The 20,046-nt window shown below is 66.0% G+C and carries 27 protein-coding genes; 6 read left to right on the top strand and 21 right to left on the bottom strand.

Annotation, left to right across the window (positions count from 1 at the left end; all coding sequences use genetic code 11):
• Positions 1-171: 171 nt before the first annotated feature.
• Positions 172-1,143 (bottom strand): NAD(P)H-quinone oxidoreductase, encoded by a 972-nt coding sequence (locus ACFOOR_RS06345; RefSeq protein WP_343165641.1) that lies wholly within the window; start codon positions 1,141-1,143, stop codon positions 172-174.
• Positions 1,144-1,251: 108 nt separating this feature from the next.
• On the opposite strand from ACFOOR_RS06345, the gene ACFOOR_RS06340 reads away from it, so the two are divergent.
• The gene (locus ACFOOR_RS06340; protein WP_343165642.1) at positions 1,252-1,449 is read left to right on the top strand and encodes a DUF1192 domain-containing protein; all 198 of its coding nucleotides are present in this window, start codon (positions 1,252-1,254) and stop codon (positions 1,447-1,449) included.
• Positions 1,450-1,516: 67 nt separating this feature from the next.
• A complete protein-coding gene (gene rcdA / locus ACFOOR_RS06335) occupies positions 1,517-2,041 on the top strand; it encodes a protease adaptor protein RcdA (RefSeq protein ID WP_343165643.1) in 525 nt (174 codons plus the stop codon).
• A 77-nt stretch (positions 2,042-2,118) separates the two neighbouring features.
• Here the strand turns inward: rcdA and rpmE are convergent, their stop codons facing one another.
• From rpmE to ACFOOR_RS06280, 11 genes are all read right to left on the bottom strand, one after another.
• Complete coding sequence (rpmE, locus tag ACFOOR_RS06330) at positions 2,119-2,337, bottom strand: 50S ribosomal protein L31 (RefSeq protein WP_236955981.1); 219 nt, start codon at positions 2,335-2,337, stop codon at positions 2,119-2,121.
• A 101-nt stretch (positions 2,338-2,438) separates the two neighbouring features.
• Positions 2,439-3,059, bottom strand: a complete 621-nt coding sequence (locus ACFOOR_RS06325; RefSeq protein ID WP_343165644.1) for a class I SAM-dependent methyltransferase — start codon at positions 3,057-3,059, stop codon at positions 2,439-2,441.
• Between the two features lie 107 nt (positions 3,060-3,166).
• A complete protein-coding gene (locus ACFOOR_RS06320) occupies positions 3,167-3,463 on the bottom strand; it encodes a hypothetical protein (protein WP_343165645.1) in 297 nt (98 codons plus the stop codon).
• Positions 3,464-3,536: 73 nt separating this feature from the next.
• Positions 3,537-3,794, bottom strand: a complete 258-nt coding sequence (locus tag ACFOOR_RS06315) for a hypothetical protein (protein ID WP_343165646.1) — start codon at positions 3,792-3,794, stop codon at positions 3,537-3,539.
• 15 nt (positions 3,795-3,809) lie between these two features.
• Positions 3,810-5,213, bottom strand: a complete 1,404-nt coding sequence (locus ACFOOR_RS06310) for an NAD(P)(+) transhydrogenase (Re/Si-specific) subunit beta (protein ID WP_343165647.1) — start codon at positions 5,211-5,213, stop codon at positions 3,810-3,812.
• A 4-nt stretch (positions 5,214-5,217) separates the two neighbouring features.
• Complete coding sequence (locus tag ACFOOR_RS06305) at positions 5,218-5,553, bottom strand: proton-translocating transhydrogenase family protein (protein WP_343165648.1); 336 nt, start codon at positions 5,551-5,553, stop codon at positions 5,218-5,220.
• Positions 5,554-5,669: 116 nt separating this feature from the next.
• Positions 5,670-5,918: a hypothetical protein gene (locus tag ACFOOR_RS06300; protein WP_343165649.1), complete on the bottom strand. Its 249-nt coding sequence runs from the start codon at positions 5,916-5,918 to the stop codon at positions 5,670-5,672.
• Entirely contained in the window at positions 5,915-7,036 is a 1,122-nt protein-coding gene (locus ACFOOR_RS06295) for a Re/Si-specific NAD(P)(+) transhydrogenase subunit alpha (RefSeq protein ID WP_343165650.1), read from the bottom strand. Before ACFOOR_RS06295 ends, ACFOOR_RS06300 begins: the two co-directional genes overlap by 4 nt.
• A gap of 68 nt (positions 7,037-7,104) precedes the next feature.
• Positions 7,105-7,395, bottom strand: coding sequence for an aa3-type cytochrome c oxidase subunit IV (locus ACFOOR_RS06290; protein WP_343165651.1), 291 nt, complete (start codon positions 7,393-7,395; stop codon positions 7,105-7,107).
• A gap of 102 nt (positions 7,396-7,497) precedes the next feature.
• Entirely contained in the window at positions 7,498-8,436 is a 939-nt protein-coding gene (locus tag ACFOOR_RS06285; RefSeq protein ID WP_343165652.1) for an alpha/beta fold hydrolase, read from the bottom strand.
• A 73-nt stretch (positions 8,437-8,509) separates the two neighbouring features.
• The gene (locus ACFOOR_RS06280) at positions 8,510-9,334 is read right to left on the bottom strand and encodes a CPBP family intramembrane glutamic endopeptidase (protein WP_343165653.1); all 825 of its coding nucleotides are present in this window, start codon (positions 9,332-9,334) and stop codon (positions 8,510-8,512) included.
• Between the two features lie 193 nt (positions 9,335-9,527).
• Here ACFOOR_RS06280 and ACFOOR_RS06275 point away from each other — a divergent pair, with 193 nt between their 5' ends.
• Positions 9,528-10,985 (top strand): sigma-54-dependent transcriptional regulator, encoded by a 1,458-nt coding sequence (locus ACFOOR_RS06275; protein WP_343165654.1) that lies wholly within the window; start codon positions 9,528-9,530, stop codon positions 10,983-10,985.
• 61 nt (positions 10,986-11,046) lie between these two features.
• Here the strand turns inward: ACFOOR_RS06275 and ACFOOR_RS06270 are convergent, their stop codons facing one another.
• The 7 genes from ACFOOR_RS06270 to ykgO form a co-directional block, all read right to left on the bottom strand.
• Positions 11,047-11,505 carry an ASCH domain-containing protein gene (locus ACFOOR_RS06270; RefSeq protein ID WP_343165655.1) on the bottom strand — a complete coding sequence of 153 codons (459 nt, stop codon included), beginning with the start codon at positions 11,503-11,505 and terminating at the stop codon, positions 11,047-11,049.
• Complete coding sequence (locus tag ACFOOR_RS06265; protein WP_343165656.1) at positions 11,498-11,974, bottom strand: hypothetical protein; 477 nt, start codon at positions 11,972-11,974, stop codon at positions 11,498-11,500. Before ACFOOR_RS06265 ends, ACFOOR_RS06270 begins: the two co-directional genes overlap by 8 nt.
• 14 nt (positions 11,975-11,988) lie before the next feature.
• Positions 11,989-12,264, bottom strand: coding sequence for a DUF2312 domain-containing protein (locus ACFOOR_RS06260; protein ID WP_343165657.1), 276 nt, complete (start codon positions 12,262-12,264; stop codon positions 11,989-11,991).
• A 69-nt stretch (positions 12,265-12,333) separates the two neighbouring features.
• Positions 12,334-12,894, bottom strand: coding sequence for a HupE/UreJ family protein (locus ACFOOR_RS06255; RefSeq protein WP_343165658.1), 561 nt, complete (start codon positions 12,892-12,894; stop codon positions 12,334-12,336).
• Between the two features lie 2 nt (positions 12,895-12,896).
• Positions 12,897-13,790 (bottom strand): alpha/beta fold hydrolase, encoded by an 894-nt coding sequence (locus ACFOOR_RS06250; RefSeq protein ID WP_343165659.1) that lies wholly within the window; start codon positions 13,788-13,790, stop codon positions 12,897-12,899.
• Between the two features lie 22 nt (positions 13,791-13,812).
• Positions 13,813-14,367 (bottom strand): tetratricopeptide repeat protein, encoded by a 555-nt coding sequence (locus ACFOOR_RS06245; RefSeq protein WP_343165660.1) that lies wholly within the window; start codon positions 14,365-14,367, stop codon positions 13,813-13,815.
• 148 nt (positions 14,368-14,515) lie between these two features.
• On the bottom strand, positions 14,516-14,641 hold the full coding sequence (gene ykgO / locus ACFOOR_RS06240) for a type B 50S ribosomal protein L36 (RefSeq protein ID WP_236955956.1): 126 nt from the start codon (positions 14,639-14,641) through the stop codon (positions 14,516-14,518).
• A gap of 158 nt (positions 14,642-14,799) precedes the next feature.
• Between ykgO and ACFOOR_RS06235 the strand changes: the two genes are divergently transcribed.
• The 3 genes from ACFOOR_RS06235 to ACFOOR_RS06225 are packed head-to-tail and all read left to right on the top strand — an operon-like array spanning position 14,800 to position 17,523.
• Positions 14,800-15,534 carry a DUF1194 domain-containing protein gene (locus tag ACFOOR_RS06235; RefSeq protein WP_343165661.1) on the top strand — a complete coding sequence of 245 codons (735 nt, stop codon included), beginning with the start codon at positions 14,800-14,802 and terminating at the stop codon, positions 15,532-15,534.
• Positions 15,535-15,538: 4 nt separating this feature from the next.
• Positions 15,539-16,312, top strand: a complete 774-nt coding sequence (locus tag ACFOOR_RS06230) for a DUF1194 domain-containing protein (RefSeq protein WP_343165662.1) — start codon at positions 15,539-15,541, stop codon at positions 16,310-16,312.
• Entirely contained in the window at positions 16,309-17,523 is a 1,215-nt protein-coding gene (locus ACFOOR_RS06225; RefSeq protein WP_343165663.1) for a lytic murein transglycosylase, read from the top strand. Before ACFOOR_RS06230 ends, ACFOOR_RS06225 begins: the two co-directional genes overlap by 4 nt.
• 263 nt (positions 17,524-17,786) lie before the next feature.
• On the opposite strand, the gene mnmD is transcribed toward ACFOOR_RS06225, so the two are convergent.
• Both mnmD and ACFOOR_RS06215 read right to left on the bottom strand, forming a co-directional pair.
• Positions 17,787-19,643 carry a tRNA (5-methylaminomethyl-2-thiouridine)(34)-methyltransferase MnmD gene (mnmD, locus tag ACFOOR_RS06220; RefSeq protein ID WP_380214053.1) on the bottom strand — a complete coding sequence of 619 codons (1,857 nt, stop codon included), beginning with the start codon at positions 19,641-19,643 and terminating at the stop codon, positions 17,787-17,789.
• A 3-nt stretch (positions 19,644-19,646) separates the two neighbouring features.
• Complete coding sequence (locus ACFOOR_RS06215; RefSeq protein WP_343165665.1) at positions 19,647-19,847, bottom strand: PLDc N-terminal domain-containing protein; 201 nt, start codon at positions 19,845-19,847, stop codon at positions 19,647-19,649.
• Positions 19,848-20,046 lie beyond the last annotated feature (199 nt).

Below are 20,046 nucleotides of genomic sequence, written 5' to 3'. Positions count from 1 at the left end.
CGGCTCCCGGAATATGGGTTGTGCGAAAGAAAAAGCCCGGCGCGGTTGCCGGGCTTTCGGGCTTCCGCCGCTTTTCTTCCCGTCCTGATCCAGGATCACGAAGAAGAGCGAAACTGTGCCCGATATAGCGAAGCTTGCGCCGCGTGAAAAGACGCCTGACTCAGGGCGCGGTCACGGAACCAGCAGGATTTTTCCGGCATGCCCGCCGGAATCGATCAGCGCGTGCGCTTTCGCGGCGTCCTCGAGCGAGAACACCGCATCGGCCACGACCCGAAACCTGCCGGACTCGATCCATGGCCAGACATGGGTCTCGACCGCTGCCGCCAGTCTGGCCTTTTCGTCCAGCGGCCGCGCGCGCAGCGTCGATCCCGTGACGGTCAGCCGCTTCAGCATGATCCGCATCATGTCGATCTCGACCCGGGACCCCTTGAGGAAGGCGATCTGCACCAGCCGTCCCCCGCTGTTCAGGCATTGCAGATTCCGGTCGGCATAGTCCCCGCCCACCATGTCGAGGATGACGTCGGCCCCGCCCGCAGCCTTCACCGCCTCGACGAAATCGGCCTCGCGGTAATTCACCGCGATCTCCGCCCCGAGTTCCCGGCACAGCGCGCATTTTTCGTCCGACCCCGCCGTCGCGATCACGCGCGCGCCGTGGGCGGCGGCCATCTGGATCGCGGTCGTCCCGATCCCGCCTGCCCCGCCATGAACCAGAAACGTTTCACCGGGTTTCAGTGCCCCGGCCTCGAACACATTCGCCCAGACGGTGAAAACCGTTTCCGGCAATCCCGCCGAATCGCGCAGCGAGACGCCCGAAGGCTTGGGCAGGACTGAACCTTGATGTGCGATCGCCATCTCGGCATAGCCGCCGCCCGGCAGAAGGGCGCAGACGGCGTCGCCGGTCTTCCAGCGGGACACGCCGGATCCGACCGCGTCGATCGTGCCGGAAACCTCCAGTCCCAGAACATCGCTGGCCCCCGGTGGGGGCGGATAGAGGCCCATGCGCTGGAAGGTATCGGGCTTGTTCACGCCCGCGGCGGCTACCTGGATGCGGACTTCGTCCGGACCGGGCTCGGTCACCGTGCGCCGTTCGAGCACAAGCGCATCCGGCCCGCCGGGGCGGGGCGCAGTGATTGCGCGAAACATTCCGTGCTCTGACATCTCCGCGCTCCTTGCAGGGGGCGGGGCGACATGCCCCTCCCTTTGCGCTAATCTATCCGTGGACGTTCGGTCTTGTCAGGGGAGGCATGTGCGATGTTCGATGAGGGCGACCTGCCATTGCGCACCGGCCGTACCGTCATCACGCCCGGCGAGGATCTGAGCGAGCTCTCCGTTGAAGGTCTCGAGGAACGCGTCGAACTGCTGAAGGGCGAGATCGAGCGCGCCGAAGCCATGATCCGCTCCAAGACGGCCGGGCGCGCCGCGGCCGAATCCGTTTTCAGGAAATCGTGACGATGGCCCGGCGCTTGCACCCCTTCCCTTTGTCCCGACCGAAGCTGTGTAGAGTATTCGCGCCCCGATGACCGACACGATCGTTACACCCGGCAACGCCACCGCGACGCCCGCAACTCGCGTGGCCGATTTCGTCGCCTCGGAAATGTTCGCCAAGCTCTTCCATGAAGGCATGGACCTGGTGGAACGCACCGCCGCCTATCTCGACGGTCCGGGCCGTGACGATTCCCGTGCGCTCGACCGCGCCGGCGCCCTTGCCTACGCGGCCGAGAGCATGAAGCTGACGACGCGCCTGATGCAGGCCGCGTCCTGGCTCCTGGTCCAGCGCCAGGTCGCCGAAGGCGAAATGAGCGCCGACGAGGCGATGGGCGAACGCTACCGCCTGCCGCCCGATTCGATCGAGGACCCGCACTGGCCGGAAAACGGCGAAACCGCGCCGGCCGAACTGGCCGACCTCGCAGCGTTGTCCCGGACGCTCTATGCCCGGCTCAAGCGCATCGACGAGAATCTCTTCGCCGGCGAACCGCCGCAGGCTTCGGTCAACGGCGTCGGCGCGCAGATGGACCGGTTGCGGTCTGCCTTCGGAAACTAGGTTTCAGCCCCGGACACAAACGAAAACGGCGCACCCGGGGGTGCGCCGTTCGTGTTTCCGGAACCGGGCCTGAGGGATCAGGCGAAGCCCTTGAACTTGTCCTTGAAGCGCGAAACGCGGCCGCCGCGGTCCACCAGCTGGGTGTTGCCGCCGGTCCAGGCCGGGTGCGTCTTCGGATCAATGTCGAGATTGATCGTGTCGCCTTCCTTGCCGTAGGTCGAGCGCGTCTGGAAACTCGTGCCGTCCGTCATCACCACATTGATGGTGTGATAGTCCGGGTGAATGTCTTTTCTCATCGGTCGCGCTCCAAACCTTCCGGACCCGGCAGGGCCGGGCAATCGAGCGGCGGCTTATAACGGAAGCTTTCACACCCGGCAAGCGCCCGGCAGCGAAAGAGTCAGCGCGTCTTCGCACTGCCCCAATAGGTGAAGCTGGCGAATTTCGGGGAATGCGGCAGATACATCGTTTCGACGCGGTCGAAGGCGAATCCGCCGGCTTCGATCAGCCGGTCGATCGGCCGCGTCAGATGGCAGCCGCCGGCGATCGGCTTCCATACCGGTTCGATCCGTCTTTGCCACTTCGCGACGCCTTCGTCGGGCGCCAGTCCGTGTTCGGAAAACAGCAGGCGTCCGCCGGGTTTCAGCACCCGCCGCATCTCGTCCATCGCCCTTTGCCAGTCCGGGATGGTGCACAGCGTGTAGGTCAGGACCACCGTATCGACGCTGGCATCGACCAGCGGCACAGTCTCGCCCGGCAGGTCCAGCGTCTCCACCGGGACCGGGCTGGCGGCGATCGCTTTTGCGGCCTTGCGGCGCATGCCCTCGGAAGGTTCCAGCCCGTAGACCAGGCTGACCTTCGCCGGGTCGTAGAAGGCAAGGTTCGGCCCGGCGCCCAGACCGACTTCCAGCACCACGCCCTCGGCCGCAGGCACGACCTTTTCGCGCTGCTTCATGATCGGCTTCACGCCGCACGCCGCGCCGATGATGTGCGGCAGGATGTGATTCTCGTAGAAGGACATGGGGTGCACCCTAGCGCCGAAATCAATGGGGTCCCCATGAAAATGGGGACCTGAAGCTGGCACTCGGTTTCGGGTTCCCGCTTTCGCGGGAACCCCATGGCGGGAGGCTAATCCCGTCCTGGAAAACTCTCCACGAACTCGATGCGGATGTCCGGGAAACTTTCGACGAATTCGATCGTGAAGTCCGGGAAGCTTTCGACGAATTCCCATTCGCCGCAATCGTCGGCAAAGCTCGATACCGTCTTCACCCGCAGATCGGGGAAACTCTCCACGACCTGGACCTGGATATCGGCGAAACTTTCGACGACCTCCACCTCGCCGTGGAGCGGGATGCCGTTCCACGTGCAGTCCTCCGCGACCGGATTGTCCAGCATCGTGGCGATCAGAATGGCTTCGATGATCATGACGCACTCCTCCCCATCGGGCAGGGTGGCTGACCCGAGTTAAACGGGGGATGAGCGGACAAAATTTTCTGCCCTATGAATGATTTTTCCGACGTAAATTTTCGGCGATTGATTGAAGAGCTAACCCTGGGCCGACAACAATTCCAACGAGTACAGGCCACCAAAAAGGGCCAAGAAGATTTGAGCCAAGTTCCAACCTCATACGGACAGGCTCTAGCCAACCTGGCCACTGCCCAGCAATGAGTACAATCAAGAAACCTGCTGCTGCCAATCCGATGGAAAAATACAGCAGGGCTTTTCCTAATACGTCGAGAACGGCTCCCAACTTCATGTCGGATATCGACCCTCAGCCCATCGCCTTGACGATCTGTTCGGTCATCTTCTTGGCATCGCCGAGCAGCATCATCGTGTTGTCGCGGAAGAAGAGCGGGTTTTCGACCCCGGCATAGCCTGATCCGAGCGAGCGCTTGATGAAGAAGACCGTGCCGGCCTTCCACACCTGCAGCACCGGCATGCCGTAGATCGGCGAGGACGGATCGTCCTCCGCCGCCGGATTGGTCACGTCATTCGCGCCGATCACGAAGGCGACGTCGGCATTGGAGAACTCCGAATTGATGTCCTCCAGCTCGAACACCTCGTCATAAGGCACGTTCGCTTCGGCGAGCAGGACATTCATATGCCCCGGCATCCGGCCCGCGACCGGGTGGATCGCATAGGCGACGTCGACGCCTTCCGCCTTCATCGTGTCGGCCATTTCCTTCAGCGCGTGCTGCGCCTGCGCCACCGCCATGCCATAGCCCGGCACGATGATGACCTTGCGCGCATTCTTCAGGATGAAGGCCGCATCGTCGGCCGAGCCCTGCTTCACACTGCCCTGCGGACCGTCGCCCGCCGGTCCGGCCGCCTCGCCGCCGAAGCCGCCGAGAATGACCGAGATGAAGCTGCGGTTCATGCCCTTGCACATGATGTAGCTGAGGATTGCGCCCGACGAACCGACCAGCGCGCCGGTGACCAGAAGCGCCGTGTTCTCCAGCGTGAAGCCGAGCGCCGCTGCGGCCCAGCCCGAATAGGAATTGAGCATCGACACGACGACCGGCATGTCCGCCCCGCCGATCGGAATGATCAGCGTCACGCCGAGCACGAAGGCGAGAATGGTCAGGATCCAGAAGGCGGCTTTCAGATCGCCCGCCGAAGCCGACAGGAAGACGATGAAGACCGCGATCGCGATGCCGATCCCGAGATTGATCCAGTGCTGACCTTTGAAGGTGATCGGCGCGCCGGACATGTTGCCGTTGAGCTTGGCGAAGGCGATGACCGAACCCGAAAAGGTGATCGCGCCGATCGCCGAACCGAGCGACAGCTCGATCAGGCTCGACAGGTGGAAATGCCCGTCCGCGCCGGTGATGCCGAAGGCGTCCGGCCGGTAGAGCGCGGCCACCGCGACCAGCACCGCCGACATGCCGACAAGGCTGTGGAAAGCGGCGACCAGCTGCGGCATCGCCGTCATCTTGATCTGCCGCGCGATATAGGCACCGACACCGCCGCCGATCACCATGAAGATCAGGATCATTCCGAACGTACCGAAGCCGAGATCGACGGCGAGGAAGGACGTCACGATGGCGATGGCCATGCCGGCCATGCCGAAATAATTGCCCTGGCGAGCGGTTTCCGGGTTCGAAAGCCCGCGCAGCGCCAGGATGAAGAGGATGCCGGAAACCAGATAGAGCAGGGCGGCGATATTCGGGCTCATGGCTTCAGCCCTCCGCCTTCGGCGCGGGTTTCTCTTTCTTCTTGTACATCGCCAGCATGCGCTGGGTGACCAGGAAGCCGCCAAAGATGTTCACGCTGGCCAGCGCCACCGCGATCAGCCCCGACCATTTGGCAATGCCCGATCCGCCTTCCTGCCCGGCAAGGGCCGGCGCCGCCGCGGCGATCAGCGCCCCGACGATGATCACCGAGGAAATCGCGTTGGTCACGGCCATCAGCGGCGTATGCAGCGCCGGCGTGACCGACCAGACGACGTAATATCCCACGAAGATCGCCATCACGAAGATGGCAAGACGCAGGATGAGGGGATCGACGGCTTCCATTTCAGTCCTCCGCGAATGCGGTGTGAGGAATGCGAATTGGTCTGACTAGAACAGCGACAGGCAGCCGGTCAGGGCGACGGCCGAAACCGCCAGGGCGGCGAGTGTCAGGATGCGCTTCATCTTGGGTCTCCGGTTTGGGTTGATGCGGGACGCAGACGGCCGAAAAGGCCGAAATCACGAATGAGATACACGCCGCCAGCCATCATGACGATGGCGATGGAAAACGAGATGAACTGGCTGAGCCACATCTGGACAATCCACTGTTCGAGCGGAACCATTATCGTCATCATCGCAAATCCGCGCACATTCTGAATGACCAGCAAGACGGCAATGGTGATCTGGGCAAGACCAAGCACCAGCCTCATTTCAGCGACTCGTGGACGATTTCGCCATCGCGGGTCAGCGTCATCGCGGCGATGACCTCGTCCTCGCGGTGCGGCGCTTTCGAGCCGTCCTCGGCGACAAGCAGCGGCAGCAGGTTGGCGAGGTTTTTCGCATAGAGCGAGGACGCGTCCGCCGCGAGCCGCGCCGGCAGATTGGTGAAGCCCGCGACCGAGACGCCATTGTGGACGGTGATCTCGTCGGGCGTGCCGACCTCGCAATTGCCGCCCATCGCGGCGGCGAGATCGATGATCACCGAGCCCGGCTTCATCGCCTCGACCATCGCCCTGGTGACGAGCTTCGGGGCCGGGCGGCCGGGGATCAGGGCGGTGGTGATGACTACGTCCTGCTTGGCGATATGGCTCGCGATCAACTCGGCCTGTTTCGCGCGGTATTCCGCGCTCATTTCCTTGGCATAGCCGCCGGCGGTTTCCGCCGCCTTGAATTCCTCGTCCTCGACCGCGATGAATTTCGCGCCGAGCGAGGCGACCTGTTCCTTCGCCGCCGGGCGCACATCGGTCGCCGAGACCATGGCGCCGAGACGCCGCGCCGTGGCGATCGCCTGCAGGCCAGCCACGCCCGCACCCATGACGAAGACCTTGGCCGGGGCAATCGTGCCCGCCGCCGTCATCATCATCGGGAAGGCCTTGCCGAAAATGTGCGCCGCTTCGATCACCGCGCGGTAACCGGCGAGGTTGGACTGGCTCGACAGCGCGTCCATCGCCTGCGCGCGGGTGATGCGCGGCACGAATTCCATGGCGAGGGCTTCGACCCCCGCTGCGGCACAGGCTTTTGCCAGCGCCGTATTGCCGTGCGGTTCCATCTGCGCGACGAGCAGCGCACCCTTGGGCAGTTTCGCGAGCGTAGCGTCATCGGGCGCGCGCACCGCGAAAATCGCGTCCGCACCCTTCAGCACCGTGGCCGCCGTACCCATCGTGGCACCAGCCGCCTCGAAGGCACTGTCCGGGATGCTGGCCGTGTCACCGGCCCCTTTTTCGATGGAAACGGAATGCCCGCTGCCGACGAATTTCTTCACCGTCTCGGGCGTGGCCGCGACACGGGTTTCGCCTGCGCGGCGTTCCTTGAGGACTGCGATCTTCATCCGATTCCCGCCAAGGCTCCCTCAACCTTCGGGGAGTCTGGGATAATTCGCGGGAATGGGGAAGGGGGTCAGCTAAAAAGGCCGATGATGAAGCCGATCACGAAGGTCGTGACGGTGAGGCCGATGATCGTGGCGTACCAGCCCGCCTTCATCTTCAGCGCCAGACCCATCGCGATGCCGACAATCGCGGAGATGATCGTGGCGACCATCCAGCCCATGCCCGTCGCGAAGGTCAGCGACAGCCACAGCACGATGACGGCGGTGAAGCCGCCAAACCAGACCGACATTCCGATGAAGCTGGAGAAGGTTTCTTCCTGCTCGGAAACGTCCATGTCGCCGCGGTGATATTCGCTCGCCATCAGTAATGCTCCCCCATGGGCTCGAACGGGTCGAAGGCGGGATTATCACGCGTTTCCCGGCCCGCCAAGCGCGGAGGGAAGCCCGATCGGCGCACGCTGGCTCTAGTCCTGCCCCCAGCCGCTCGCGAACAGCGCGTCGAGTGCGGTGACCACAGCCAGCGGCTGGTCGAGGATGAGATGATGTTCGGCTTCCGGGATCGACACCATCGGCGCGTCCCTGAACACCGCTTTCATGAGGCCCCAGACCTCGTCGGTAACGAGCTCGGACTGCGCACCGCGGAAGAAGGCCACCGGACAGGCAATGCGTTTCAGCATCTCGACCGGGTCGCGGCGCGAATAGGCCAGCTTCTGCCACAGCGCCGGATCAAACTTCCACGTCCAGCCGCCCTCGGTCTGCCGCAGCGATTCGCGCGCGATATGGTCCAGCAGCCAGTCATTCGCGCAGGGCTGGTTCGGCAGCAGGCGAAAGCGCAGCATGGCGGCCTCGAGGGTCTCGTAGACCCGCCCGCCTCGCCGCGGCGCCGGGGACCGGCGTTGTTCGTCCGGCGGCTTGATCGGGGAATCGAGGATGACCGCGCCTTTCAGGTCGGCGCCATACGCCATCGTCGCGACCATCGACACGAATCCGCCGAAGGAGTGGCCGGCGATGAAGGGCTTTCCGGTGTCGAACGCGCCGCCGTCACGGCCCGCCGCGCGAACCTCCTCGGCATAGAGTTCCATCCGGTATTCGTCGCGCCAGTCGCTGTCGCCCATCCCGGTCAGGTCAACCGCCACGACTCGGCGGCGGCGGCCCAGATGGGGGCCGATCGCATCCCACCATTGCTTGTGGGCGACACCGCCATGGATCAGGATCAGGCCCGGCTTGCCGCGCTTGCCCCATGCCTTCCAGCTGACCGCAGCCCCTTCGACGGTCGAGGTGCCGCTGTCGAACGCTTCGTCGAGCGCCCGGCCGAACCAGGCCGGGGCCGCGGGCTTTTCGCCGTGATAACGGGCAAGCGGGGCGGTCGGGACTTCGCGTTTCGGAGCGGCGCTGTCGTTCATCGCTTTCGGCTAGACCCGATTGTGCAGCGCGTCAATCACGCTCGGCCTCGCCCGGCCATGCGCGATTGAACCGTCACCCGGCCATGCGCGCCGTGATCTGCGGCAGGCCGATCACGACAAGATTGTTGAGGGCATGGAACAGGATCGGGGCCCACAGCCGGCCGGTCCGCACGCGCAGCACGCCCGCCGAAATCCCCACCAGCGTCGTGTAGACAAGCGCCAGCGGTCCGGCGAAACCGTGCAGCGCCCCGAAGGCGAGGGACGATACGGCGATTGCCGCTCCCCAGCTGAGACCGCGGGCCCGCAATGCCGGCAGCATCCAGCCTCGGAAGATGATCTCCTCGACCGCAGGGCCGATGATCACCAGCGCCGGCAGGGCGATCCAGAACAGGCTGATCCCCGCTTCGACCGGTACCGGGCTCTGTGGCGGCGCCGTCACCGGGAGAAGCTCGCTCAGCGCCGTCAGCAGCAGGCCGCCGAGGACAATCGTCGCGGCGAGAAATGTCAGCGCCAGCAGGCTCTCCGCGGCAGGCCGCGCCGGTCGCGGATCGAGGGTCGCCGCGGCCACGCCGCGCACCGCCGCCCATTTCACGAACACCACCAGCAGCACGCCATAGGCGAGAGCGATCACCGGGTGGAGGATGTGAAACAGCCTGTAGCTGTGCGCCTCGAACGGGCCGCTGACGGAAAGTCCGTACACGAATCCCGTGACCAGTCCCGCGACCGGACCGGTTGCCAGGATCAGGACCGGCCACAGGACGAACCATGCCATGGGCCGCCCCACGCGGTGCCGCCGCCCGAATGCGACGCGCTGCATCAGGTCGCCCGGCGCGAACGGCCATGGCGGCGGGAAGGGAAGCGGTTCGGCCGCCGGCGCGTCGGGAGTGTGATCCATCATTGCGAGAGTTGAGCCCGGCCTGCTCCCGGTCAAGCGCGCCTTATGCTTAACGCGAAGCTACCCGCGTCTTAGCGCGAATTTTACTGCTCGTGTCCCATAACGGTCCGCGGATGGCGCACCCCACCGATCCCGACGAGGGAGGGTGGCGAGGTCAAAAGGCCCGGTGCGATAGCGACCGAAAAGGGCGTGGGTGATGGCTAGGACTGTTCTGATCGTCGATGACGATCCGACTCAACGCCGCCTTCTTCAGGCGGTTCTCGAAAAGCAGGGCTATTCGGCCGAATGCGCCGAAAGCGGCGAGCAGGCGCTGCAACGTGCCGGCCGCGGCGGTGTCGATGCCATGCTGCTCGATCTCGTCATGCCGGGCATGGACGGGATGGACGTGCTGCAGACCCTGCGCGAACAGGGCAGCGACCTGCCCGTCATCGTCCTCACTGCCCATGGCGGCATCGAAACCGTGGTCACGGCGATGCGCGCCGGTGCGGTCGATTTCTTCGTCAAGCCGGCCAGCCCGGAGCGCATCGCGGTGTCGATCCGCAATGCCTTCAAGGTGCACTCGCTGGAAGGCGAAGTGCGCCGCCTGAAGAAGACCCAGGACGGTACGCTCGGTTTCGCCGACATGATCGCCGGCGCCCCGGCCATGCGTCAGGTCATCCGCCTCGGCGAGCGCGCGGCGGCGTCGAACATCCCGATCCTGATCACCGGCGAAAGCGGCGTCGGCAAGGAATTGGTTGCGCGGGCCATCCAGGCCGCCAGCGATCGCGCCGGCAAGCCTTTCGTCGCGGTGAATTGCGGCGCCATTCCGGAAAACCTGGTGGAATCGACCCTCTTCGGTCACGAGAAGGGCAGCTTCACCGGCGCCATCGGCAAGCATATGGGCAAATTCCAGGAAGCCGACGGCGGCACGCTCTTCCTCGACGAGATCGGCGAACTTCCGCTCGACATGCAGGTCAAGCTGTTGCGTGCCCTGCAGGAAGGCGAGGTCGACCCGGTCGGTTCCAAGCGCCCGGTGAAGGTCAATGTGCGGATCATCTCCGCCACCAATCGCGATCTCGCCGAACAGGTGCGCGAGGGGGCCTTCCGCGAGGACCTTTTCTACCGCCTCAACGTCTTCCCGATCGAAGTGCCGCCGCTGCGCGCCCGCAAGGAAGACATTCCCTCGCTGATCCATCACTTCGTCCAGCGCTTCAACGCGCAGGAAAACCGCACCATCCAGGACGCGACCGGTGAGACCATGGCAATGCTCACCGCCTTCGACTGGCCGGGCAATGTGCGTCAGCTGGAAAACGCCGTCTTCCGCGCAGTGGTGCTGAGCGAGGGCGACCATCTCCGCCCCGAGGACTTCCCGCAGATCTCCGGCCGCAGCACGGATTATTCCGAAGCGGCCGCGCCGCCGCCTCACGCCTATCCGGACCCGGCCACGGCCGCGCCGGAACCGGCTGCAAACGACATGGCTGGCGTCACGATTGTCGATGGCGGCGGTCACTTGCGCAGCCTCGAGGCGATCGAACGCGACCTCATCCAGTTCGCGATCGAGACCTATGCCGGCCGCATGTCGGAAGTCGCCCGGCGTCTCGGCCTTGGCCGCTCGACCCTTTATCGCAAGGTCCGCGAATATGACCTCGACGTCGATGAGGCGCGGACCGCGTAACGCCTGTCTCCGAGAGAAGATCGGACACCTCGGCCCCGCCACTCACGTGGCGGGGTTCTTTTTATCCACCGGCCGGCCAGGCCAGTTCGAACCGTTCGAACACGGCGTCGAGATCGCGCGAATAGGTGAAGCCGTGGCGCGCGGCCTCGCGCCGCCAATAGGCTTCATGGGCGTCGAGCCACCACTCGAAACTTCGGTCCCCCTCGCCCTCATCCCAGGCGAATTGCGCATCCGCCTCGCGGACCGGCTTGACCTCGACCGATGTCGTCCGGATCACCGCGCGCGGCCGTTTCGCCCCGTCATGGATCACCCAGAGATCGCCGGGCTTCGGCAGGCCATCGGGGTCATTCTCGTACCAGCGCGCCAGGGCACAGGTCGCGCGCTTCGGTCCGTGCAGCACGAGGTCCAGCAATTCGTCCATCAATTCGGGGCTGTCGCCGAAGCCGTCGAACCCGCGCGGCGTGCCGGGAAGGCCGGTCTGCGCGAAGAAGGCGAGGGCTTCGGGTGGGAGGTTACTCATCGGCCTTGCCGCCTTTCACGACGCGAAGCCGGGGTGGATGCGCCGGACGGGGGGCTTCGGTTTCTTGAGCCGGAGTTTCGGCGTCCGGCATGTCGTCATTGATGTCGCGGACACGCGACGCGGGCCGGTCGGTCTTCGGTTTGAAGCTGGAGCGTTTGAACCCGCCACCCGGCTTGGGCTTGAACCCCGACCCGCGCGACATCGGCTTGCGCGCCTTGCCCGCCGCCTTCTTCTCGATTTCCCGGAGTTTCAGGGTCTGCTTGCCCGACAGGGCCTCGTCGAGCTGACCCTTGTCCGGATCGTTGAACGCCGAGCCGAACGTGTTGAGCCGGTCTTCCACCGAAGCGACGAATTCGTCTTCCCACTCGGACAGCTTGCCGTCCTCACCCGCCGCCTCGGCCTTGGCCTTGGCGCGGGCGAGCCGCCTCAGGGCGCGTTTCGTCTTCTTCTCGTCGACTTCACGCGGCAAAAGTGGGGCGCCTCCTAGCCCTCGACCGCGCCGAGATAGAGTTCGAGAAGCGCTTCGGCTTCCTGGCGCTCATTGCGGTCGATCTTCCTCAGGCGGATGACCTGGCGAAGGATTTTCGTGTCGAAGCCCATCGACTTGGCCTCGGCATAGACTTCCTTCAGGTCGTCCATCACCGCCTTCTTGTCCTCTTCCAGCCGCTCGATGCGCGAGACGAAGGCCTTCAGATGGTCGCGGGCGACACCGCCAATGGCATCGGATTCATCGGTAACGGTCGCGGCGGCATCGGCCATGTCGGGCTCCATCTGAGGCGTTCGAGGACGTTTCGGGGTCCGGCAAGCTAGGCGCGCGGGGCCGAATCCTCAAGCCGTCAGGAAGGCTCTTTCCACCGCCCAGTACAGTGCCGTCAGCGCGATCACTGCGGAGACCGGCATCACCACGGCGCGCCGGTACCAGCCGCTTTCCCGGAACCGGACGGTCAATGCGAACGCGCCGGCGAGCACGGCAAGCTGTCCCAGCTCCACCCCGACATTGAAGGCCAGCAGGGCCGGCACGGTCTGCCCGGCCGGCAGGCCGAGGCTCGACAACACGCCGGCAAAGCCCAGCCCGTGCAACAGGCCGAAGGCGAAGACCAGAGCCGGGCGCCAGGGCGCGGGTTCGGTGCGGAACAGGTTTTCCGCTGCCGCGTAGGCAATCGACACCGCGATCAGGGTCTCGACGAGCCGTTCGGGAAAGTCGATCAGGCCGAGCGCCGCCAGCGCCAGCGTCAGCGTGTGCGCGGCGGTGAAGGCGGTGATCTGCCAGATCAGTGGGCGGACATGCCGCGACGAGAAATACAGGGCGAGAATGAAAAGGACATGGTCCACCCCGTGCGGGAGGATGTGCGTCACCCCCCACACGATATACGTTCCCAGCAGGTCCATTGTCAGTCGAGATCCCCGTCCGCGACCGCGTCGATCGCGGCACGGACCCGGTCGGCGGCATAATGATGCAGCATGTGACCCCAGTCCGCATCGGTCTCGAGCCTGGCATTCGGCATGGTTTCCACCACGCGTCCCGAATGCATGTGTGTGTAGACCACTTCGTCATTCGGTCCGGCGAGAATGACGGTTGGCAGCGAGACCTCGCTGTAGCGCTCTTCTTGAGCGGCGAGGTGCCGGTTCACCGGTGCCATGTCGGCGGCATTGGCCTTGAAGACGGACGGGTTGAACAACCGGTTGATCCGCACCGTCTCGGCATAACCGTCAGGAACGGGTTGCGGCGCAAACGTGGTTTCCAGACCCGAATCGATCTGCCGCGGGCCCAGGATCGGCACGAAGACCCGCGTGACCAGCGGACCGAGCACCGGAATCCGCGAGGCCCGGTTGTACCAGGCCGCCTCGCCGACATCGCTGCGCAGCGCCGGCGCGATCAGCACGAGGCCGGTCAGATCCGAGCCGTGATCGATGGCGAGCCGCATCGTGATGGCTCCGCCCCAGCTGTGGCCGACCACGATGGGGTCTTCCAGCGCCAGCTCTTCCATCAGGGCACGGATCAGGGCCGCTTCGCGCTCTGGCGTCCAGCGGCCGTCCGGGCGTTCGCTCCACCCCAGGCCCGGGCGGTCAATGTAAACCGCGCGATAGCCGTCGAGATGCCCGGACAGCGCAAGGCGCATGTCCTCGCCATTCGAGGAGGCGCCGTGGATCACCAGCACGGCGGGGCCGCTGCCTTCCTCGACATAGCGGATGCGCGCGCCGTCGATCTCGACATAGTCGCCCGGTGGAGCGGGAATTTCGGAACCGGCGGACCCGGCCAGCAGGAAGGCGGCGGTGGCAGCCATGATCGTTTCGGTCCTCATCGCGTCAAAGCGTCCGGCCGCGCAGTCGGGCGCGGATGCGCGCGGCATTCTGTTCCGCCAGCTCATAGGCGGGGTAGATTTCCAGCGCCTGTTCATAGGCTTCCAGCGCGGCTTCGGGCCGGTTCGCCTGTTCCAGCGTGCGCCCGAGAAGGTAGAAGGCATCGAACCGCCGGGGTTCCAGCGTCAGCGCCCGGTTCAGCGCCTGCAGCGAGAACTCCCAGTCCTGCCGCGCCTGCGCGATCTGGGCGGAGCGCAGCCAGCCCTCGGCGAAATCCGGTTCCAGCCTGTTCACATGATCGAACATGCGCGCAGCCAGATCGGCTTCGCCGGCTATCAGCGCTTCCTCGCCGCGCTCCATCAGAAGATCGATGGTCGCACTGTCCGCATCGGCCCACAGGGCCAGCACTTCCTGCGCGATATCGGCGGCCTCGCCCTCTTCGGCCGACTGCAGGGCCTGGAGCCGGGCCTCGAGGCGCTCTTCGGGTTCCAGCACCGGCTGTTGCGGGGCGTCCGGTATCGTGACGGCCTGGAGCGCGAGGGCGAGAAGGGTCGTGATCATGGCGTTGGAAGATAAGCCACTCGGCCCGGGCGTAAAGCGGCGCGCGCCTTCATGACCGCAATTTCATCGGAACGGGATCGCCGGAAACGAAAAACGCCCCGGCGAGCCGGGGCGTTTGAAGACATCGTCGCGTCAGGTCGCGTTCGGACTAGCCGGCGCGCGCCTTGTAACGCGGGTCTTTCTTGTTAATCACGAAGACCCGGCCACGGCGGCGGACCACCTGGCAATCGCGGTGGCGGTTCTTCAGCGATTTGATCGAGCTGCGCACCTTCATCGGACCGGCCCTCAAACTGTGAAAAAACCCGCATGGCTGCGGGGGAGCGGGCGATGTAGTGGAAGGCGGGGCGGGTGTCAACGCCCTGCGGCCGCCCCGGCGCAGCCTTACCACACCGTTAGTTGCCCGGTCGGAAGGCGCGCAATAGTTTCCGCGCCATGCGCTGTCTGATTGCCAGTCTCGTCCTGCTCGCCGCGCCGGCCACGGTGTCGGCGCAAGGCCTCACCGAGGTCGATGTCGAGCTCGTGCTCGCCGTCGACATCTCCTATTCCGTCGACCTCGAAGAGGCGCGCCGCCAGCGCGAAGGCTATGTCGCCGCGCTCGCCCATCCCGACGTGATCAGCGCCATCCAGGCGGGCCCGCACGGCCGCATCGCGGTGACCTATGTGGAATGGGCCGATGCCGGCTTCCAGCGCCCCGCCGCGCCCTGGACGCTGATCGCCAGCGAGGCCGACGCGATGGCGTTTGCCGCCGTTGTCGCCGCCGCGCCGCTGGAGCGCGGCCACTACACCGCGATCGGGTCGGCGATTGCCGACGGGGTCGAGCGAATCGAGACCAACGCATTCCAGGGCATTCGCCGGCTGATCGACATTTCCGGCGACGGGCCGCAGAACCACGGCATGGACCTCGTCGAGGCACGGGCGATCGCCCGCGCGGCGGGGATCACCGTCAACGGCTTGCCGATCATCACCGAACGTCCGGGCCACTGGACCCGGCCCGCCGAAATCAATCTCGACGAATATTTCGATCGCAACGTGCTGACCGGGCCGGGCGCCTTCGTGCTCGCCGTGCGCGAGCCGGAAGACATCCAGATGGCCATCCTTCGCAAGATGACGCTGGAAATCGCCGGGGCCGCGCCGTCGCGCAGCGAACTGACCGGCCTGGCTCCCTGATTCGATGATCCGCCTCGTCAGCCTCGTCCTCGCGCTTGCCTGCGCCGCGCCCGCCGCCGCCCAGTGGGACGATGACTGGCTGGTGCGCGAGCCGCAATTTGACGAGACCGGCCGCATGATCGTCGATGTCGAGATCGTGTTCGCCGTCGATGTATCCTCGTCGATCGACGAGGAGGAGGCGCTGCGCCAGCGCCAGGGCCATGTCGCCGCGCTCGCCGATCCCGACGTGATTTCCGCCATCGAGGCCGGCGGCGAAGGCCGCATCGCCGTCATCTATGTCGAGTGGGCCGATGCCGGCTTCCAGCGCGTTGTCGCGCCATGGACCGTCATCGCGGGCCCGGAGGATGCCGAGCTGTTCGCCGGGACGCTGGCCGCCGCGCCCTTCGTCTCGGGCCGGCGCACCGCGATCGGCGCGGTGATCGACACCGCGACCCAGCTCCTGCAGACCAACGCCTATGCCGGCCGGCGCCTGGTGATCGATATTTCCGGTGACGGTCCGCAGAATGCCGGCCCGCCCCTCACCGCTGCACGCGAGGCGGCCGATGCGGCCGGCATCACCGTCAACGGCCTGCCGATCCAGTCCTCCCGCCAGGATCCCTTCCGCCCCCCTGTGAATATCGACGTGGCACGCTATTTCGAGAATCACGTGATCGTCGGCCCCGGATCTTTCGTGATGCGCAGTGAAACCCACGAGGATTTCGTGACAGCGCTGCGCCGGAAGCTCATAGTCGAGATCGCCGGATTGTCGCCTGATGCAGCCATGTCGAGTGATGGATGAAACAGCTTCTCGCCGCGTGTTCCGCCCTCCTGTTTGCCGCGCCGGCCCTGGCCCAGGACGAACCCTTCTCCGACTGGTTGAATGATTTCCGTCCGCGTCTCGAGGCGCAGGGCGCCAGCCCGCAGACCGTCTCGGCCATGCTCGACGGGCTTGAGCCCAATCCGCTGGTGATCGAGCGCGACCGCACCCAGCCCGAATTCGTACGCCCCTTGTGGGAGTATCTCGAGATCGCCGCGTCGGAGCGCCGCGTCAGTGACGGCCAGTCGGCCCTGCGCGAAAACCACGTCACCTTCCAGACCGTCGAGGCCAGTCTCGGCGTTCCGCGCGAGATTGTCGCTGCGATCTGGGGGCTGGAATCCTCCTATGGCGCAATCACCGGCGATCTCGATGTCGTCCAGTCGCTCGCCACGCTCGCCTGGGAAGGCCGCCGCCGCAACTGGGCCGAGGCCCAGCTCTTCGCGGTCGCCGAAATGCTCGACCGGGGCTATGCCTATCGCGGCGAATTGCTCGGCTCCTGGGCCGGGGCGATGGGCCAGACCCAGTTCATCCCGGAAACCTATCTCGCCCGCGCCGTCGATTTCGACGGTGACGGTCATCGCGACATCTGGACCAATTACGGCGATGCGCTGGCCTCGACCGCCAACCTCCTCGCGCGCGCGGGTTGGGCCGAGGGCGTGCCGCCTGCCGTCGAGGTCGTCGTGCCGGACGATTTCGACCTGTCGAACTGGAATCCGGACCAGCAGCGCATGACCGCCGAATGGGCGCTGCGGGGCATCACCCGCGCCGATGGCGAGGACTGGAGCGCCGACCTCAACATGCGCGCCGCGCGGCTGATCCTGCCGGCGGGCCTGCACGGGCCGGGCTTCCTGACCTATTCCAATTTCAACGCCATCAAGCGCTACAACAACTCCACCTCCTATGCGCTGGGCGTATGGCTGCTGGCCGAGCGCCTCGCTGGCCGCGGCGAGATCCACCAGGACTGGCCGCTCGACAATCCGCCGATCTCGCGTTCCCAGACCCAGGACATGCAGGAATCGCTCGTTGCGCTGGGCTACAATCCGGGTGTCCCGGACGGCATTTTCGGCCCGAACACGCGCAGCGCCCTGATGGCCTTCCAGCGCCAGCGCGGCCATCTCGCCGATGGCTATGCCGGCCGGCTGATGTATGACGCGGTGATCGCTGCCCGCAACGCCGCGCAGGCGGGGGAGTAGATCGGCTTTTCCCTCCCCTCGAAGGGGAGGGACGCGAGCGGCTTGCGTGAGCAAGACGGGAGCGGGGTGGGGTGAGCGTTCCTGTTTCTCTGGGTTTCCCGCGCAGGCGGGAACCCGAAACCGGGTGCCAGCTTCAGGTCCCCATTTTCATGGGGACCCCATCACAATTCAGATTGACGTTTCCCGGACGCGCGTTAGCGCGATCCGGGATCCAGTCTGGTCCCCGGCCTTCGCTTTGCGAAACCGGGGAGCGTCGGAACGGACTATCTCCCCTTCTTCAGCGCCCGCCAGGCAAACCGCGCCGGGTGCAGCGTCTCGCGGCCGGCGCGTTCCAATGGTGAGGGTTCGCCGCACAGATCGCTCGCCAGCGCCTCGGCCAGCAGCGGCGCATGGGCAAAACCCCGGGCGCCGAGACCGCTCAGCACCGCCATGCGCCTTTCCATCCCGTCCGCCGCGGCGTCCGGAACGGCACCGCCGCGCGCGGCCTCTCCCCAGACCTGACCGTAGAACGGTCCGGGCAGCGCCCCGGCCACGGGCAGGCGGTCGTTTGTCGCCGCGCGGGCTTCCCCCCACACCGTGTTCACCTTGCCGAGCGCGGCATGGACGTTCGGAACGAATTCGCGTGCCCCGGCCCGCAGTTCGGCCTCGGCATCCTCGTTCGTCCGGGCATCGGAATAGCGTTCATGGGTTGCGCCGACGAGAATGCCGCCCGGCGCGGCAGCGGCATATCCGCCCCAGGTCACGGGATGGGCCGGGACCGGCCCGTTCGCATCGAACACCATCAGCCGGCCGGGATCATCCTCCATCGCGACCTGGTGTCGCGACAGCAGGCGTGCCTGCCGCGCGCCGCCGCAATGCACGACCTGCGCGGCGAGCATCAGCACCCGGCCGTCCTCACGGCGCAGCCCCCACCCCGCGTTCGACGGTTCGAACACGGCCGCGCGGTCGTCGATCACCGGCGTGTCGCCGGCAAGGGCGTGGACGAGCCGGGACGGTTCGAACCGTCCGCTACGCGCCATCCACAAGCCGGGCCAGTGGGCACGGAAGTCGTAACCCTCGCCCATCGCGCCCGCGAGGTGTTCAAGGCGCAGGATATCGGCCTCGTCCTTCGCCATGCGCATCACGCCTTCGGGATGGAATCCGTCGAGCCCGTCATAGAGTGCGCGCGCATATTCGAATGCCGCCAGTGTGGCGCGGACATGCGGCCGGTCGGCGAATTCGAGACGCGGGGTCAGCATGCCGGCCGGCGCACCGGACGCGCCCGATGCCAGCCCGCCTTCGGCGAAGATCACCGCCTCGCGGCCCCGAACGCGCAGCGCATGAGCCAGGCTCGCCCCGGCGATCCCGCCGCCGATGATCGCGACCGGACCCTCGACGGCTTGGGTGCGGGGAAAGCGATCCGGTGTCTGCGGCGCAGCGCCTTCGAACACGGCTTCGAGGCGCTCGCGCTTGCGGCCATGGCCGGGCTTCTTCTCGACCCGGAAACCGGCGGCCTGCAGACCGCGCCGCACTCCGCCCGCCACGGTGAAGGTCGCCGCAACGGCGCCGGGCGCCGACAGGCGGGCCATCTCGCGGAACACCGCATCCGACCACATTGCTTGGTTCTTCACAGGGGCGAAACCGTCAAGGAACCAGGCATCGACGCGCGCTTCCAGGTTCGCCAGTGCCGCCTCGGCTTCGTCGTGAAAGACGGTGATCGCGAAACGGTCGTCGTCGAAGCGGATGCGGTGCGCACCTTTCAGCGCCGGCGGCCACTTGTCCGCGAGCCGTTCGCAGAGCGCCGCGAGTTCAGGCCAGGCGCTCAGCGCCCGCCGCGCGTCCTCGCTTGAAAGGGGGTGCTTCTCGATCGTGACGAAATGCAGCCAGCCGGAGGCGGGGCCTTCGCGCCGCCAGAGATCCCAAAGCGCCAGCGCATTGAGACCCGTGCCGAAACCGAGCTCGCCAACCGTGAAGACCGGCTGGCCGCGCCAGCGTTCGGGCAGGCCGCAGCCTTGAAGAAAGACGGCGCGGGTCTCGGCCAGCCCGTCCTCCTTCGAGAAATAGACATCGCCATAGTCCGGCGCGACCGGGCCGCCGGCCTGCCAGTCGAGCACCGGCGGATCGAGGACGAGCTTCACCATCGCCTAGCGGAAAATGCCGCGCCCTTCGCGCGGTCCGACGAACAGCCAGATGATGAAACCGATGATGGGAAGGACAAGGATCAGCGCGATCCAGGCGGCGCGCACCCAGCCGGAATAGCGCGAGCGCGCGATCTGCATGATCGCATACACGTCGAAGACCAGGACGAGCAGTCCGATCGGCCCGCCGATATGCAATTCGAACACGAGACAGGCTCCCTCGCCGATCCTGACGAGGGAGCCTATCAGTGCATTTCGAACGCGTCAGCTTGCCGTTATGTCACGCTTCAGGCCGGCACCCATTCCTTCTCCCCTCGGGGGAGAAGGTGCCCGCAGGGCGGTTGAGGGGTTATCTTCAAAACCACCCCTCACCCCGGCCCTCTCCCCCGAGGGGAGAGCGACTGTC

The sequence above is a fragment of the Hyphobacterium vulgare genome (assembly GCF_042643335.1).
GTDB lineage: Bacteria > Pseudomonadota > Alphaproteobacteria > Caulobacterales > Maricaulaceae > Hyphobacterium > Hyphobacterium vulgare.
Note: the sequence above shows the minus strand (reverse complement) of the source record. Positions and strands in the feature narration are given on the sequence as shown.